Here is a 15,547-nt window from a genome sequence, read left to right on the forward strand (position 1 = left end):
CCGGCTGATGATCAGGTTTAAATGATATGTTTGATGCCTTGGATGATTTTGTTGATTTGCAAGATGAGGTTGCTGAAAGCAAGCGTACTGTCAGACGGTGCGCTTACCTCGCCCAGGCTTTCGGGTTTTACAATCAGAAGCTTCAATCTTCTGGTCTTGTAGATGCTGAAATGAACACAGCTCTTTTGCTGAGTGCAATGGAAAGTTACTTCATTGATGTTCGGCGCATTAAAGATTTCCATGGCATGGAGCGCATCGACCGCTACAAGATTGCCAGCTACACATTGAAGTGGCTGTGCAAGATTCGTCCGATTCAGGTCGGACCATTGGGCAGTTTGAGCCGGGACGTTCAGAAACGCGGTCTGGTGGTCAATGCAGACTTCGCGCTTACCCAGGCTTTTTCTATCGCCAACATCAACAGCAAGATCATCGGGACCCGGTTGAGGAACAGCATCCTCTATTCGGCACATTATCGCGACATCGATGGCGGCGTGATGGCGGTGACGCTGGAGGCGCTGGCCAACGTGACTCTGAAGACCCGGTTGCTCGACGAAATCAAGCGCTTCGACGCCAAGCTGTTCGCCAAGGCATTAGGAACCGTAACCGGAACCGCGCCGCGGACGATCTGATCTGACGGATTCAAGAGCCTGACCGCCAACGGCCCCTTTCCCGCCTGCAAGGGCGGGGGAGGGGCCGACTTTTTTGGGGGTGGAGTCGCTTTTCCCACCAAGGTGAAACTTGTCGGCAACAGCGCTTCGTGCCTACCATCGGCGGCTGAAATCGACAAAGACGCGCGAACCAACGCGCCAAGCAACCTCTGGAGGGAGAACGCCATGCACGTCGTCAAAGCGTCCGATCAGTCTCCGCCATCGCTGCTGTCGGGCGACAATCGGACTCGACTGGAAAGCTGGCTGGCCACACAGGTCGGCGCATCCCGCGTCGTGGTGACTGAGGATGGACGGCTCGGCGGTGGCGCGATCTCTCTGAACCTTGCGGTGACTCTGGACATCGATGGCGGGCCGCTTGCCGGCCGGCATGCCTGCGTGCTGCGGGCCGAGGGCGGCGGGCGTATTTCGGCCAGCATCGGCAAGCTGCGGGAGTTCGTGGTGCTGCGCGCCGCCTTCGCCGGCGGGGTGATGGCGCCGGAACCGCTGTTCGCCTGCGACGATCCCGCCGTGCTGGGCCATGACTTCTACATCATGCGCCGCGCCGATGGGCTGGGCGCCGGCCATGCGGTGACGCGGTCGGAAGCGGCCCAACCGGAACTGGCGCGAGAGCTTGGCCGGCAACTCGGCCTGTTGCACCGGATCGCCCCGGAGACCGAGGGGCTGGAGAGGCTGGGCGAGGCGCCGGAATGCCCGGCGCAGGAGACGCTCTCTCAGTATCGCCGCTGGTTCGGCGACCTTGGACGCCGCGATCCGGTGATCGCCTGGGGCCTGCGCTGGATGGAGGTCAATGCTCCGTTGCCGGGTGCGGTGGTGCTGTGCCATCGCGACTTCCGCACCGGCAACTATCTGGTCAAGGACGGGGCGCTGACCGCGATCCTGGATTGGGAGTTCGCCGGATTCAGCGACCCAATGGAAGATCTGGGCTGGTTCTGCGCCCGCTCCTGGCGGTTCCGCCGGCCCGATCGCGAAGCGGGCGGCATCGCCGACCGTGCGGACTTCTACGCCGGCTATGAGGAGACCTCCGGCCGCCGCGTCGATCCGGCGCGTGTCGCCTATTGGGAGACGGCGGCCTACCTGCGCTGGGCGGCCATCGCGGTGGAGCAGGGGCTGCGCCACAGCTCCGGCGACGAGCCGTCGCTGGAACTGGCGCTGACCGGGCGAATGCTGCCTGAGATCGAGATGGACATGCTGCGCCATCTCCGCGCCATCGGCGGCATGGTGTCCGGTGCGGTGGAGAAGGTGGCCTGATGCGCGCCAATCCCGACGCCCGCGGTCTGCTGCAGATCGCCGCCTCCACCTTCCGTGCCGATGTGCTTCCCCATGTGGCGCCGGAAGCGCGCTTCGCCGCGCTGATGGTCGCCAATGCGCTAGAGATTGCCGAGCGCGAGTTGAAGGGGTTGGACACCGCCGGCCAATCGATGCTGGCGGCCCTCGCCCTGCTCTATGGCGAGGACGCCGACGACGCCCTGTCCGGCGACGACCTGCGCAAGCGGGTGGAGGCGCTCCAGCACCGACTGTGCATCGAGATCGCCGCCGGTGACTTCGACCAGGAGGGCCAGGACGTGCTGATGGATTCGCTGGAAGCCATCGTCCAGGCGCGTCTGGGGATATCGAACCCGAAGGCGCTGGGACCACAGTAAGGCGGTTCCGGGTCGGCGCTGCGTCTCGCATGCGCGGGGCGCAGTGCCGCTCAGCCTGCGCTCGACAGACGGGGGCGTTGCGGCCATATAATCGGTTCCCGTTCCGTACCCCTCCTCTGATCGGATCGCCGCCCCATGGCAAGTCCTGTTCTGTCCGCCATTCCCGCCCGGCCGCTCGCGAAGCTGGAAGCCGGAAAGCAGTTCGTCATTTCGTCGGAATTCGAACCCGCGGGCGACCAGCCGAATGCGATTGAGGAGCTGACTGCCGGGCTGCGGCAGGGCGAAAAGGATCAGGTGCTGCTGGGCGTCACCGGGTCGGGCAAGACCTTCACCATGGCGCATGTCATCCAGACGGTGCAGCGTCCGACGCTGATTTTAGCGCCCAACAAGACGCTGGCGGCGCAGCTGTATGGCGAGATGAAGTCATTCTTCCCGAACAATGCGGTGGAGTACTTCGTCTCCTACTACGACTATTATCAGCCGGAAGCCTACGTCCCGCGCACCGACACCTATATCGAGAAGGAATCCTCGATCAACGAGCAGATCGACCGCATGCGCCACTCGGCGACGCGGGCTCTGCTGGAGCGGGACGACGTCATCATCGTCGCGTCGGTGTCCTGCATCTACGGTATCGGCTCGGTCGAGACCTATTCGGAGATGACGGTGGACCTGCGCAAGGGCGAGGTGATCGCCCAGCCGGAGTTGCTGCGCAAGCTGACCGAGCTTCAGTACAAGCGCAACGACGCCGCCTTCGGCCGGGGCCTGTTCCGCGTGCGCGGCGACACGGTTGAGCTGTTTCCGGCCCACATGGAAGACCGGGCGTGGCGCATTTCGCTGTTCGGCGACGAGATCGAGGGCATCCACGAGATCGACCCGCTGACCGGCGAGAAGCTGGCGGCGCTGGAGGCCGTGCGCGTCTATCCGAACAGCCACTATGTGACGCCGAAGCCGACGCTGAATCAGGCGATCAACCAGATCAAGAAGGACCTGAAGGATCGGCTGGAGGAGTTCGCCGCCGAGGGCAAGCTGCTGGAAGCCCAGCGGCTGGAACAGCGCACCACCTTCGACATCGAGATGATGGCGGCAACCGGGTCCTGCGCTGGCATCGAGAATTATTCCCGCTACCTGACCGGCCGCGCAGCGGGTGATCCGCCGCCGACCCTGTTCGAGTATCTGCCGGGCGACGCTCTGCTGATCGTTGACGAGAGCCACGTCATGGTGCCGCAGATCGGCGGCATGTATCGCGGCGACTTGGTGCGGAAATCGACGCTGTCCGATTACGGCTTCCGCTTGCCCAGCGCCAAGGACAACCGGCCGCTGAAGTTCGAGGAATGGGAGGGGATGCGGCCGCAGACGGTCTTCGTCTCCGCCACCCCCGGCCCGTGGGAGCTGGAGCGCACCGGCGGCGTCTTCACCGAGCAGCTGGTCCGCCCGACCGGCCTGATCGACCCGCCGGTTATCGTCCGTCCGACCGAGACCCAGGTCGACGACCTGATCGGCGAATGCAAGGAGGTGGTCGCCAAGGGCTATCGCGTGCTGGTCACCACCCTGACCAAGAAGATGGCCGAGGCGCTGACCGAGTACATGCACGAGGCGGGATTGCGCGTGCGCTACATCCACTCCGACGTGGAGACGCTGGAGCGCATCGAGATCATCCGCGATTTGCGGCTGGGCGCCTATGACGTGCTGGTCGGCATCAACCTGCTGCGCGAGGGGTTGGACATCCCGGAATGCGCGCTGGTGGCGATTCTGGACGCCGACAAGGAAGGCTATCTGCGCAGCAAGACCTCGCTGATCCAGACCATCGGCCGTGCGGCGCGCAACGTCGATGGCCGGGCGATCCTGTATGCTGACAAAATCACCGACAGCATGAAGTACGCCATCGACGAGACGGCGCGCCGCCGTGAAAAGCAGATGGCCTACAACCTGGAACACGGCATCACGCCGGAATCGGTGAAGAAGGCCATCGGCGACATTTTGGAAAGCGTGTTCGAGCGCGGGGACCATGTGACGGTGAAGACCGGCCTGAATTCGAACGAGCTGGTCGGGCACAACCTCAAGAACGTCATCGCCGATCTGGAAAAGCGCATGCGCGCCGCCGCTGCCGATCTGGAATTCGAAGAGGCTGCCCGCCTGCGCGACGAGCTGCGTCGGCTGGAGGCGATGGATCTGGGGCTGGAGACCCCCGGCAGCATCGGCATCAGCAGTGCGCGCCAAGGCCGCGGCATTCCCGAAGGTGCTCCGAAGAAGCAGGGTCGCCGCCGCCGGGGACCTTGACCAGCCCTTGTCGTCGGCAGGTTGCAACACCATACTTCCGCTTCCCGTGGGATGACGCGGGAAAGCAGGAGGGTCGAGGTTTGCTGGTTCGTCGTGTCGTGATGGTGCCGTTGATTGCGCTGGTGCTGTGGGGCGCCGGTATCGCGTCGGCACCCATCGCTACGGCGGCGGAAGCCAAATCCGCAGCGAAGCCGGACGCTGTGGCCGAATTGCCCCCGCCCTCGCTCAAGACCAAATCCACCGATTGCGAGCTGGCCGAGCAGGGCGACGCCAATGCCGCCTTCCGGCTGGCTCGTCGTTATCTGTTCGGAAAAGGCGTGCGCAAGGACCGGCGGCTCGGCACGGCATGGCTGCGCGCCGCCGCCTCGCGCGGGCATCCGGAGGCGCGGCGGCTGGTCAATTACGTTCCCGGCCGCATGGGGCGCATCCGTCCCTGGTGCCGTCCCGGTGGCGGCCCGGTGCGCGAGATCGGTCCTCCGCCGGCGGAGGTGGTGGCGCTGGTCAACTCGATCGCGCCGAAATACGGCATCGACCCCGCGCTGGTGCTGGCGGTGATCCAGGCGGAAAGCGCCTTCCGCACCGATGCGGTGTCGCCGAAGGACGCTGCCGGCCTGATGCAACTGATCCCCGACACGGCCGACCGCTTCGGCGTCGGCGACGTCTTCGATCCCAAGCAAAACATCACCGGCGGGGTGAAGTATCTGCGCTGGCTGCTGGCCTATTTCCAGGGCGACGTGACGCTGGCGCTGGCCGGCTACAATGCCGGCGAACGGGCGGTCGACCGCTACAAGGGAATTCCGCCCTATGCGGAGACACGCAACTATGTCCGTGTCATCCGCCGCATTTACGACGATACCCGGCACCCCTTCGACCGATCGGTGGCGGAACCGTCGCCGGCGCTGCCCGCCATCCGCGCTGCCGCAGGGCGCGATGCGGAGGCGGAGTTGCCACGCGGCGCCAAATCGCCGAAAAAGGGATGAGCCCCGTTGAATCGGGAAGTCAAATCCGAACAGGAGTGCCCGCCCGTGCCGATGTCCGAACGCAACGTCCTCGGCCTCAGCGCCGCCGGGTTTCACAAGATCGCCTACACCCAGTGGGGGCGTGACGATGCCGCGCGGACGGCCGTGTGCGTGCATGGGCTGACCCGCAACGGTCGGGACTTCGACCGGTTGGCGCTGGCTCTGGCCGACGGCTGGCGGGTTGCCTGCCCGGATGTGGTCGGGCGCGGGCGCAGCGACTGGCTGCCGGTGCCGGCGCTCTACGGCTATCCGCAATATTGCGCCGACATGGTGGCGCTGATCGCCCGTATGGGGGTGGAGACGGTCGACTGGGTCGGCACCTCGATGGGCGGTCTGATCGGCATGACGCTGGCGGCGCAGGCCAACAGCCCGATCCGCCGCATGGTCATCAACGACGTCGGTCCCTTCATCGCTCAGGCCGGATTGCAGCGGATCGCCGATTATGTCGGCAAGGACCCGGTGTTCGAGGACCTGCCGGCGCTGGAATCCTACCTGCGCTTCGTCCTTATGGGCTTCGGCACGATCAGCGACGAATGTTGGCGCCATATGGCGGAGCACAGCACCCGCCCGATGCCCGACGGCCGCTTCCGCCTTGCCTATGATCCCGCCATCGGGGAGGCGTTCAAGACCGCGCCCATCGCCGACGTCGATCTGTGGGCGTTGTGGGATCGCGTGCGTTGCCCGGTGCTGGTCCTGCGCGGCGCGGATTCGGACCTGTTGAGCACCGATACGGCGGAGCGGATGGCGGAGCGTGGGCCGGGGGCGTCCGGTCTGGTGCGGGTGGTGGAATTCCCCAACACCGGCCACGCCCCGTCCCTGATGACGGACGAGCAGATCGCCATCGTCCGCAATTTCCTGGCAGAGGGCTAAGGAGGAGAGGGCGGTGGGCTGATCGCCCGCCGCCCTGTACGTCAGTTCACCCGGCGCAGCACGGTGTCGAGCCGGCCGTGGCCGTCCTTGTCCAGCCAGCTCGCGGCAACGCGGCCGTCAGGGCGCAGGCGGTAGCGCAGGATGTTGCGGCCCTTCTCGTCGAAGACCAGTTCGCCATTCTCGATCCGGCCCTTGCGGCGCACCCGTTCGAAGGGCTGGTCGGCTTCCATGCCGGCGCCGAGCACATAATCGGCATAGACGGCGTCGCCCTCCGCCTTTTCCACCGACAGTGCGACCTCGCGGCCATTGATGTAGCTGCCGTACCACATGCCGATGTAGGGACGGAGTGCCGCGGTCGCGTCGTTGCCCTTGGCGGAACCCGACGCGTTGGCGGGCAGGGCCGCCTGCAGCAGTTCCGCGCTGGGGCTGCGGCCCCAGGATTCGTCGCAGGGAGGATCGTTCGGGGTCGGCGGAGCCTCGGCGAAGCGGACGATGCAGGCGCCGAAGCGGCGGACGAACAGGCCTGTGTTGGCGGCGCCATGGCCGGTCAGCAGCGACGGCTGGTCGACGATCAGGCTGCTCAGCCCGCGCTGTGTCAGGATGTTGCGGGCCGGCTCGGCGCGCCCGCCCGGATCGAAATCATCGCCGTGGAAGAAGAACATCATCACCCGCGCCCGGCGAACCTCGCGCAGGATCGGCCAGAGCTGGGCGGCGTTCTCGCGGTAGCTGTCGAAGGCCTCGGTGAAGTTGCCGAAGGCGGCGGGGGCGGTGGCGACGACGGCGTCGATGGCGTTGGTCTGACCGGCGGCGATCAGCGAGATGAAGGCGCCGAAGGATTGACCGGTCAGGGTGACCCGGCGATAGCCCTTGGCCTTCAGCGCTTCCGAATAGCTGGCGAGCGCGCGGGAGCTGTTGGGCAGCGTGTCGCTGACGCGCATGCGGTCCAGCCGGTAGACGTCCCAGCCGGCGTCGCGCAGCGCCTTCATGTAGAGCGGGGTGGGCGCTTCCGAATCCTCGGAGTCCACCGAACGGCCGTGGCTCCACACCACCGCGCCGCGCGCCTTGGCCGGGCCGGCCAGCGACGCTTCCCCATAGGCGGACTTCAGAACGATCTGGGCCGCTGCCGGATGGGCCACCGTCAAGCCCGCCGCAACAGCAATTCCGATCACCGTGACCAGTCCGAAAACAGCTCCCCGTAGTGTCCGAATCATCCCCACCGATCCCCCTGTACTGCGAGTCGGTTCAGGATTGCCGCGGTTCGTTAACGCGACCTTTCCGGCATTCCGGGTGTCACGGGCGCCCGATTTTTGTCACAGGCACGGCCGCAAATAAGAATGACTCGCAATTAGAATAGAGAGGCGTTAGGATGGTCCTGCAACCGGATGAAGGAGCTGCGGCATGTGCGGGACGATCGAAGAGGGGCGGCCGTCGCCCTGGACTGTGACGGACCTGACGACGGCCGAACGGGCGCTGTTGACCGGCGTCCGCCAATGGTTCCGCGCCGGCACCGCCGGGGCGATGGCGTCGATGCGCATCGGGCTGAACGTGGCCGGCGTGCCGAACACGGCGCTGCTGCCGCTGTTCGCGCTGCTCGGGACCTTCGCGGTGGCGGGTGCCCGCAAGCCGGAAATCCGCTGTCCGGCCTGCAGCCGCATCAGCGCCGACGAGGCGGCCCTGCTGGATTCCCTGGCTGCGGTCCAGGGCGGCGATGCGGAGGTGGCGGCGCAACTGTTCGACCGCTGGCTTCCGCCGGTGGCGCTGTGCATGGCGGTCGATGCGATGGGCGAACTGGGCAACATTCTGGATGGCGCCCGCATCTTCCTGCCGCGCAGGCGGGCGGCCCGACTGGTGCCCCTTCCGGTCGGCGCGGCGCTGGCGGCGGAATAGCGGTCAGTCCCCCGCCAGTCGCAGGCAACGACCGATTTCGGGACCTGCGGTGGCGGACTCTGCGCCGTCACCCAGCCGCTTGTGCAGAAGCCATTGGTCGATGGCGACGCGGACCAGACGTCCTTCGGGCGTATGGTAGAGGAACTGGCCGCGCTCCCGGCCACAATGTTCGTATCCCAGCCGTTCATAGAAGGGCAGGACGCCGGCATTGTCGCGGTCGACGCCCAGTTCGGCGTAGGGGACGGCGCGCTGGATCACGACCCGCTCGGCCGCCCGCACCAGCCGGCCGCCGATGCCCAGTCCGCGGAAGGGCTGGAACACTCGCAGAGCCCACAGCGTGGCCCGGCCACTCGGCCGCTTGCGCAGGAAATCGATGCAGATTTGGCCGGCCGGGAAGCCGTTGACATCGGCCAGCAACATGGAGCCGTCGCCGCGTTCCTGCAGACGGAAGGCACCCGTTATGATCTCGCGATGGGGGGTGTGCTGGCCGAACCACTCCAGGGTCGGCAAATCCTCCTGCCTCGCCGGACGGATCGTCACTGGCAGCGCCAGAATGGCGTGTTTGCCGTCGCAATCGTCCGAATCGGCGCCGAGGCTGTCGTTATTGGCCGTGCCGTAGGAGCCGGTGCGGCGGTGTGCAGTTGCCATGTTGCCGATGCCTCGCAGGTTCTTCCCCGCTGCATGCCGTCGATTGGACAGCGGCTTTCGGTGACAACCCTACACGGCACGCGGTCGTTCCCACGTGGCGCTGTCGGGATAAGGCTTTTGGGCAGGCGGAGCCATCCCGCAGGTATAGCAAAAGTATATAAAATTTTCAATAAAGCAAGAGTAAATCTATTGGGGATGGTGGCGGGATGAAAGCAGGGGGTCTAAGTGAAGGTCGACTTATGAACTCGTCAGTGGGTTGAGTGACGGAAGTCTTATTGACGCGAGCGGATATGTGCTGATACTTCTTTTAGACAGAGAGGCAACTCTTCCAGAGAAAGAATCTAAATAAATTCTCTAAAATGCACGAGACCGGGCGGGGGTGAAATCATGATGAGAATTGTCAATCTGGGGCGTACGGGTCTGTTCGTGGCGATGCGGGGCGGTGTTCTCACCAGCCTGGGAGGTCGCAGCCATTGGCGCAGCGCCGACGATGTTCGCCGCGCCGCTCAGGCCGAGAATATTCAGGTCAGCCATCTGGTTGTTCGCACGATGCCGTGAGCCGCTCTGTCCAGGCGGATTGGACAGTTGAAGACATCCATATGAAAAAGGCGCGTTCCGCGGAACGCGCCTTTTTCATTTCCAAACCTGGGGATCGGATCAGCCGGCGCGGACGCGGGCAAGGAAGCGTTCGACCTCTGTCCGCAAGGTGTTGGACTGGCGAGACAGCTCGTTGGTCGCCTCCAGCACTTCACGGGCCTCTTCGCCGGCGTTGTTGGCGGACGCGTTTACCGCGACGATGGTCTCGCTGACTTCGCGGGTACCGATCGAGGCCTGCTGGACGTTGCGGGCGATCTCGGTCGTGGCGGCGCCCTGTTCCTCCATGGCGGTGGCGATGGAGGTGGAGATCTCGTTGATGCGGGCGATGGTGCCGGAGATGGAGCGGATGGCGCCGACCGCCTCCTGGGTCGCACCCTGGACGGCCCCGATCTGCGAGTTGATCTCTTCCGTCGCCTTGGCGGTCTGGTTGGCGAGGCTCTTCACCTCGCTCGCCACAACCGCGAAGCCCTTGCCGGCCTCTCCGGCGCGGGCGGCCTCGATGGTGGCGTTCAAAGCCAGCAGGTTGGTCTGGCTGGCGATGTCATGGATCAGCTTCACCACCTGACCGATGCGGCTGGCGGCATCGGCAAGCCCCTGCACGGTGGCATTGGTTCGTTCGGCCTCCGTCATCGCGGCATTTGCGATGGCGGCCGACTGGGTCACCTGATGGCTGATTTCGCCGATGGAGGCGGTCAGCTCCTCCGCCGCTGCGGCGACCGTCTGGATGTTGACGGACGCTTCTTCCGCTGCGGCGGCAACCTGGGTCGACTGCTCGCTCGTCGTTTCAGCGGTGCGGCTCATCGCTTGGGCGGTGCCCTGGAGCTGCTGGGCGGCGCTTGCCACCGCCTGAACCACGCCCTTCACCTCGCGCTCGAAGCTGTCGGCGGTGCTGCCCAACTCCCGCGCGATGATCGCCGCGGTGTTCAGATCGATATAGACCGACGTGGCGAGGTCCATGTCCAGGAACACCGCCTTGTTGATGGCCTGGAGGAGCTGCGACAGCTTTTCAGGCTTCTTGCGGTGGATCTGGGCAGCCAGTTCGATCAGCTTGTTCAGGGTGAAGCAGTAGGCCCCGGTATACCAGCGCGGTTCAAGCCCGATGCGCTGGTGGGTCTGACCGATCTTCAGAACCTGGCTGACATAGGCATCATCGAAGGTGCCGGTGAAGACGTTGCGCAGCCAGTGCTGCTTCTGCAGATCGCGCGCCCGACCGGTCACTGCTGGATTGACCAGCATCGGCGCCACCTGCGGCACCGAACGCAGATAGGCGTAGAATTCTTCGAGAATCTGATCGATGCGCTGCGCCAGATAGGGCTGGAACTCCCGCAGCGTCGCCTTCGTCGCCTCGTCGATGCGCAGGAAGGTGATGCGGTCAATGATCGATTGAGTCTGGGCAGCGTGCGACATGGAGCCCCTCTCCCATTTGAGATATAACTAGCGTACTAAGTATTGGAGAAAATGCAATCTTTCCCGCGAGCCGCACATCATGCGCAAGCATTCGCATCTTTGAACCGGTCACTTTGTCGCACAACATCCAGAAGCAGCAATAAGCGCAATATATGACAACCGACTGAGACTCGGCGATAGCCTGTCCGCGCAAGAAAATGCCGGCGGGCCAAGGGCGCCGCCGGCGTGAAGGTGACAGGTCTGGAGGCAACTGGCGGGCTGAATGCCCGCGGCAACGATGCGGTGGCCGGCCGGCTGGCCGGCTCCGCAAGATCCCCGTCCGGCATCGCGTCCGCCGGACGGGGTAATCGGATGGGTCAGGCCACCATTGGCGTGGCCGGACGACGCAGGGCCTGCGCGGCGCTGAGCACGGCCTTCTGGAGCTTTTCGAAGGCTCGCACCTCGATCTGGCGTACCCGTTCGCGCGAAACCGAGAACTGCTGGCTCAGCGCTTCCAGCGTGGACGGATCGTCCTTCAGGCGGCGTTCGAACAGGATGCGGCGTTCACGGGCATCCAGCCGGTCCAGCGCCTGCCCGACCAGCCGGCGGCGCAGCGCCAGTTCATCGGCATCGGCCAGCATGGTGTCCTGGGTGGGGCGGTCGTCGGCCAGCAGTTCCAGCCAGTTGGTCTCGCCGTCGGTCGACAGGGTGGCGTCGAGGGAGCTGTCGTTGGCGGCCAGACGGCGGTTCATTTCCACCACCTCGGTCTCCGGAACATCCAGTTCGGCGGCGATGGTGGCCACGGTCTCCGGCGACAGGTCACCCTGTTCCAACTCGGCCATCTGGCTTTTCAGGCGGCGCAGATTGAAGAACAGCTTCTTCTGCGCGGCGGTGGTGCCCATTTTCACCAGCGACCAGCTGTGCAGAATGTATTCCTGGATCGCGGCGCGGATCCACCAGGTCGCGTAGGTGGCGAAGCGGAAACCGCGCTGCGGATCGAATTTCTGGGCCGCCTGCATCAGGCCGACATTGCCTTCGGCGACCAGATCGACCAGCGGCAGGCCGTAACCGCCGAAGCCGCGGGCGATCTTGATGACGAGGCGAAGGTGGCTGCCCACGAGTTGTTCCAGGGCCTGCGGGCTTCCGCGCTCCCGCCAGGCGATGGCGAGGTCGCGTTCGACGTCCGGCGCAAGGATGGGGAAGCGCTTGGACTCCTCGATGTAGCGGGTCAGGCTGGCGTTTTCACCGGTCAGCAGTTTCTTCAGCACGCGAATGCCTCCTCTCCAACGCTTCCTGGGACGGCCGATTTTCGAAGGCCGGCCCATGTCGGGGCCCATGGCGGGGTCGCCTTAGAGGCGATTGTCCATCGGCGGACGCAGGAATATCGTCCGTCGCTTCGGCTCTGGCTGGTTCTGGTTTGTTGTGGGGTTCTATTTTGCCCGGTGTCTCAAGGAACTGCGTCCTTTCGACAATGTTAATGTGGCCGCGGAAATGCGGCGGATCAACCCTGTAAAGGGCGTGTTCCGGGTGTTTTTCGGCGTATACCCAAGCTCTTCTTCCACCCGCACCGGCAGTCTGGGGGAGGAGGCAATCCTATGACCCAAGACCTTCGGCAAGGTGCCTTTCGGGCGGGTGTCACCCTTCCGATCGGTCGGCATCGTTCCGGGCGGGCCGCCCTTTAGATGCCACCGACAGGCCGCAGCCGCGAAGTGGATCGGCGGCAGGTCGGCCACCGGTCAACCGACATAGCGGGAGGCGACTATGCCTCTGCGGCAAGGAAGGTGATAGGACCGCACACGGCCCATGAACCCTACCGGAACCCTAGATGGGAAGGCCGAGGCGCTTCGCTACCTGAACATTGGTCATAGGCCGTTAAACGGGAACGGGGTAGCCCGCGGGATGGCGCCCTGGGCAGACCGGTGATTAGGGGGGCGGAAAAAGAAAAAGGCGCGCCCTTGGGGACGCGCCTCTCTCGACAGCGGTGGGCGTAAGCCGTTATTCGGCCGCAGCACGCTTGCGGCCAAGCCCGAGCTTGGTCGCCATTTCTGAACGCGCCTTGGCGTAATTCGGGGCGACCATCGGGTATTCCGGCGGCAGGCCCCACTTGGCGCGATATTCGTCCGGCGTCATGTCATAGACGGTCTTCAGATGCCGCTTCAGCATCTTCAGCTTCTTCCCGTCTTCCAGGCAGACGATGAATTCCGGCGTGACCGACTTCTTGATCGCGACCGCCGGAACCAGTTCGGCCTTGGCCGGGGCCGGCTTGTCGTCGCCCAGATTGCGGAAGGCCACCTGGACGCTGTTGATCAGCGTGGGCAGATCCTGAACCGGCACCGAGTTGTTGCCGACATAGGCGGCGACGACCTTGGCGGTCAGCGATTGCAATTCGGTTTGATCGATGGACATGGCTGCGCTCCCCCTGGGACGTGGTTGCGGGTGGATCAGCCGTTCACCAGATCGCGCAGCTGCTTGGCCGGCTTGAACTTCGGAGCCTTGGAAGCGGCGATCGCCACGACTTCGCCGGTGCGCGGGTTGCGGCCTTCACGGGCGGCGCGCTCGGCCACCTCGAAGATGCCGAAACCGGCCAGCCGCACATCTTCGCCGCGGCCCAGCGCGCCGGAGATGCCCTCGAACACAGCCTGAACGACCTTGGCCGCGTCGGCCTTCTTGATGCCGGCGTTGGTGGCGACGGTTTCGATCAGCTCGGCCTGGTTCATGCAAAACTCCATTTGTTCGGTTTGGTTTCGGTTTTTCGGAGTTATTGGCAGAACGGCACCATCCGCACAAGAGCGAACACAGATTGGGCAACCATCGGTGTTTTTCTTGCCGGTCATTTCTTCGCCATCTGTGGCGGCATTGCATCAAGCGCCGAGTCCCGATGCCATTCCCGCCCATCCAGCCGCAGTTTTCCGCAGTGCGGCCGGCATTCCGACGCTGCCGGCGGTGCGACTCGCAAAGGCCAGGGGAAGACGCCGTGCGATGTTTTTGCTTTCGCCGCCTTGTCGCTGTTTGCCGCCATCTTGACCTGCGGCGCGGTGACACCATCTGCGAGGAAGTTCGGGTCCGGGCCCCTCTGACGGCCGAGGCGTCGGTCGTGATGTCGGAACCGCTTGATCTCACCGCTCACGCAGCGTCATCAAGTGGGTTTTGCGATGGACGGTTTGTTTGCAACGATTTTCCTGGAATTTCTGGGAAAACCGGTTTGGATTTGGCTCGTTTTCGTTGGGATTGTCCTGACGCTTCTGGTTCTGGACTTGGGCGTTCTCAACCGGCGCGACCATGTCATCGGCGTCGGTGAAAGCCTGAAGCTTTCCGCCTTCTACATCGCGGTCGCCTTGCTGTTCGGCGGCTGGGTCTGGTGGTCGATGGGCGGCGAGGCCGGGTTGCAGTACTACACGGGCTTCTTCGTCGAGAAGAGCCTGTCACTGGACAATGTCTTCGTCATATCGCTGATCTTCAGTTATTTCGCCGTGCCCCGCGAGTTGCAGCACCGCGTGCTGTTCTGGGGCATCCTGGGCGTCATCGTGCTGCGTGGCCTGATGATCGGCGCCGGCGCCGCTCTGGTGTCGGAATTCCACTGGATCCTCTACGTCTTCGGTGCCTTCCTGCTGCTGACCGGCATCAAGATGCTGTTCGCGAAGGACGAGGAAACCGACATCGGCGAGAATGCCATCCTGCGGTTCCTGAAGCGTCGCATCCGCGTTACCGACCGCTTCCACGGCCACCACTTCATCGTCAAGCAGCCGGTGGGCGACAGCGGCGTGATGCGCTGGACGGCCACCCCGTTGCTGCTGGCGCTGATCATGGTGGAGCTGGCCGATCTGGTCTTCGCGGTCGACAGCGTGCCGGCGATCTTCGCCATCACCACCGACCCGTATCTGGTCTACACCAGCAACATCTTCGCCATCCTGGGCCTGCGCGCGCTGTACTTTGCCCTGGCGGCGATGGTCCACCGCTTCCGCTATCTGAAATACGCGTTGGCGCTGGTGCTGGTGTTCATCGGCGGCAAGATTTTCTACACGCAAGTCTTCGGCAAGCCCGACCCGCTGATCGCGCTTGGCGTCACCTTTGCCCTGATCGCCGGCGGCGTGGTGGTGTCGCTGTGGAGGACCAGCCGCGAGACCAAGGCGGCGGCTGCCGAGTAAACGGGTTTGTTGAAATGGGGGCGGCGCGCAAGTGCCGCCCCTTGGTCATGTTCAGAATCCCAGCTTCGCCAATTCGGCGATGCTGTCCGCCGCATTGCGGTGGAGGATGAATCGGCCACCGGCCGCCTCCCACGGATCGCGGGCCTTCTCGCGGTCATCGACCAGGATGGCGCCGGGACTGGCGTAGCGGGCCTTGTCGCGGGCCATGCAGGTGATGACCGGCACCTCGGCCCCCAGCATGCGGGCAACCCAGCGCTTCTTCTGCTCCGGCGCCCAACTGCCCAGCGGCAGGCCGGTCAGGATGGTCGGCCGGTGCGGCGCGCAGAAAGCCCAAAGCTCCTGCGCGTCATGCATGAAGTCCAGCGTGCCGAAAAAGTCGGCGTGGCGGGACAAGGCCCGCCACATCTCCT

At 64.6% G+C, this 15,547-nt stretch carries 17 protein-coding genes; 9 read left to right on the forward strand and 8 right to left on the reverse strand.

The genetic code is table 11. From position 1 onward, the window contains the following. Positions 1-26 precede the first annotated feature (26 nt). The 6 genes from TSH20_RS34705 (at position 27) to TSH20_RS22150 (ending at position 6,474) form a co-directional block, all read left to right on the forward strand. On the forward strand, positions 27-629 hold the full coding sequence (locus TSH20_RS34705) for a hypothetical protein (protein WP_146205330.1): 603 nt from the start codon (positions 27-29) through the stop codon (positions 627-629). A gap of 204 nt (positions 630-833) precedes the next feature. Beyond that, the gene (locus tag TSH20_RS22130) at positions 834-1,916 is read left to right on the forward strand and encodes a phosphotransferase family protein (protein WP_109155835.1); all 1,083 of its coding nucleotides are present in this window, start codon (positions 834-836) and stop codon (positions 1,914-1,916) included. Beyond that, complete coding sequence (locus tag TSH20_RS22135) at positions 1,916-2,308, forward strand: DUF6285 domain-containing protein (protein WP_109155836.1); 393 nt, start codon at positions 1,916-1,918, stop codon at positions 2,306-2,308. Before TSH20_RS22130 ends, TSH20_RS22135 begins: the two co-directional genes overlap by 1 nt. A gap of 135 nt (positions 2,309-2,443) precedes the next feature. Beyond that, on the forward strand, positions 2,444-4,585 hold the full coding sequence (uvrB, locus tag TSH20_RS22140; protein WP_109155837.1) for an excinuclease ABC subunit UvrB: 2,142 nt from the start codon (positions 2,444-2,446) through the stop codon (positions 4,583-4,585). 80 nt (positions 4,586-4,665) lie between these two features. Next, positions 4,666-5,565 carry a lytic transglycosylase domain-containing protein gene (locus tag TSH20_RS22145; protein WP_247871150.1) on the forward strand — a complete coding sequence of 300 codons (900 nt, stop codon included), beginning with the start codon at positions 4,666-4,668 and terminating at the stop codon, positions 5,563-5,565. Positions 5,566-5,616: 51 nt separating this feature from the next. After that, complete coding sequence (locus TSH20_RS22150) at positions 5,617-6,474, forward strand: alpha/beta hydrolase (RefSeq protein ID WP_348770448.1); 858 nt, start codon at positions 5,617-5,619, stop codon at positions 6,472-6,474. Positions 6,475-6,515: 41 nt separating this feature from the next. Here TSH20_RS22150 and TSH20_RS22155 read toward each other — a convergent pair whose 3' ends face one another. Continuing rightward, positions 6,516-7,643, reverse strand: coding sequence for an alpha/beta hydrolase (locus TSH20_RS22155; protein ID WP_247871151.1), 1,128 nt, complete (start codon positions 7,641-7,643; stop codon positions 6,516-6,518). Between the two features lie 229 nt (positions 7,644-7,872). On the opposite strand from TSH20_RS22155, the gene TSH20_RS22160 reads away from it, so the two are divergent. After that, positions 7,873-8,361, forward strand: coding sequence for a hypothetical protein (locus tag TSH20_RS22160; RefSeq protein ID WP_109155840.1), 489 nt, complete (start codon positions 7,873-7,875; stop codon positions 8,359-8,361). A gap of 3 nt (positions 8,362-8,364) precedes the next feature. Here TSH20_RS22160 and TSH20_RS22165 read toward each other — a convergent pair whose 3' ends face one another. After that, positions 8,365-9,009, reverse strand: coding sequence for a GNAT family N-acetyltransferase (locus tag TSH20_RS22165; protein WP_109155841.1), 645 nt, complete (start codon positions 9,007-9,009; stop codon positions 8,365-8,367). 387 nt (positions 9,010-9,396) lie between these two features. Here TSH20_RS22165 and TSH20_RS35045 point away from each other — a divergent pair, with 387 nt between their 5' ends. Further along, a complete protein-coding gene (locus tag TSH20_RS35045) occupies positions 9,397-9,567 on the forward strand; it encodes a hypothetical protein (protein WP_158282045.1) in 171 nt (56 codons plus the stop codon). A 99-nt stretch (positions 9,568-9,666) separates the two neighbouring features. Here the strand turns inward: TSH20_RS35045 and TSH20_RS22170 are convergent, their stop codons facing one another. From TSH20_RS22170 to TSH20_RS34710, 5 genes are all read right to left on the reverse strand, one after another. Further along, positions 9,667-11,013 carry a globin-coupled sensor protein gene (locus TSH20_RS22170; protein ID WP_109155842.1) on the reverse strand — a complete coding sequence of 449 codons (1,347 nt, stop codon included), beginning with the start codon at positions 11,011-11,013 and terminating at the stop codon, positions 9,667-9,669. A gap of 356 nt (positions 11,014-11,369) precedes the next feature. Further along, entirely contained in the window at positions 11,370-12,260 is an 891-nt protein-coding gene (gene rpoH, locus TSH20_RS22175) for an RNA polymerase sigma factor RpoH (protein WP_085089494.1), read from the reverse strand. Positions 12,261-12,987: 727 nt separating this feature from the next. Beyond that, positions 12,988-13,398 carry a MucR family transcriptional regulator gene (locus tag TSH20_RS22180; protein ID WP_109152842.1) on the reverse strand — a complete coding sequence of 137 codons (411 nt, stop codon included), beginning with the start codon at positions 13,396-13,398 and terminating at the stop codon, positions 12,988-12,990. A gap of 35 nt (positions 13,399-13,433) precedes the next feature. Further along, positions 13,434-13,709 (reverse strand): HU family DNA-binding protein, encoded by a 276-nt coding sequence (locus TSH20_RS22185; RefSeq protein WP_012974184.1) that lies wholly within the window; start codon positions 13,707-13,709, stop codon positions 13,434-13,436. A gap of 113 nt (positions 13,710-13,822) precedes the next feature. Continuing rightward, positions 13,823-14,119: a hypothetical protein gene (locus tag TSH20_RS34710; RefSeq protein WP_136705683.1), complete on the reverse strand. Its 297-nt coding sequence runs from the start codon at positions 14,117-14,119 to the stop codon at positions 13,823-13,825. Positions 14,120-14,144: 25 nt separating this feature from the next. Between TSH20_RS34710 and TSH20_RS22190 the strand changes: the two genes are divergently transcribed. Next, entirely contained in the window at positions 14,145-15,137 is a 993-nt protein-coding gene (locus tag TSH20_RS22190) for a TerC family protein (RefSeq protein WP_109155843.1), read from the forward strand. Between the two features lie 51 nt (positions 15,138-15,188). Here TSH20_RS22190 and TSH20_RS22195 read toward each other — a convergent pair. After that, a partial coding sequence (locus tag TSH20_RS22195) for a hypothetical protein (protein ID WP_109492984.1) occupies positions 15,189-15,547 on the reverse strand: 359 nt, incomplete at its 5' end.

The organism is Azospirillum sp. TSH20 (assembly GCF_003115935.1).
Lineage (GTDB): Bacteria > Pseudomonadota > Alphaproteobacteria > Azospirillales > Azospirillaceae > Azospirillum.

Bases quoted from the DNA above. Each gene is read 5' to 3' on its own strand.
- TSH20_RS22190 (WP_109155843.1), top strand. From the start codon at position 14,145: ATGGACGGTTTGTTTGCAACGATTTTCCTGGAATTTCTGGGAAAACCG.
- TSH20_RS35045 (WP_158282045.1), top strand. From the start codon at position 9,397: ATGATGAGAATTGTCAATCTGGGGCGTACGGGTCTGTTCGTGGCGATG.
- TSH20_RS34705 (WP_146205330.1), top strand. From the start codon at position 27: ATGTTTGATGCCTTGGATGATTTTGTTGATTTGCAAGATGAGGTTGCT.
- TSH20_RS22135 (WP_109155836.1), top strand. From the start codon at position 1,916: ATGCGCGCCAATCCCGACGCCCGCGGTCTGCTGCAGATCGCCGCCTCC.
- TSH20_RS22150 (WP_348770448.1), top strand. From the start codon at position 5,617: ATGTCCGAACGCAACGTCCTCGGCCTCAGCGCCGCCGGGTTTCACAAG.
- TSH20_RS22180 (WP_109152842.1), bottom strand. From the start codon at position 13,398: ATGTCCATCGATCAAACCGAATTGCAATCGCTGACCGCCAAGGTCGTC.
- TSH20_RS22165 (WP_109155841.1), bottom strand. From the start codon at position 9,009: ATGGCAACTGCACACCGCCGCACCGGCTCCTACGGCACGGCCAATAAC.
- TSH20_RS22160 (WP_109155840.1), top strand. From the start codon at position 7,873: ATGTGCGGGACGATCGAAGAGGGGCGGCCGTCGCCCTGGACTGTGACG.
- uvrB (WP_109155837.1), top strand. From the start codon at position 2,444: ATGGCAAGTCCTGTTCTGTCCGCCATTCCCGCCCGGCCGCTCGCGAAG.
- TSH20_RS22170 (WP_109155842.1), bottom strand. From the start codon at position 11,013: ATGTCGCACGCTGCCCAGACTCAATCGATCATTGACCGCATCACCTTC.
- TSH20_RS22130 (WP_109155835.1), top strand. From the start codon at position 834: ATGCACGTCGTCAAAGCGTCCGATCAGTCTCCGCCATCGCTGCTGTCG.
- TSH20_RS22185 (WP_012974184.1), bottom strand. From the start codon at position 13,709: ATGAACCAGGCCGAGCTGATCGAAACCGTCGCCACCAACGCCGGCATC.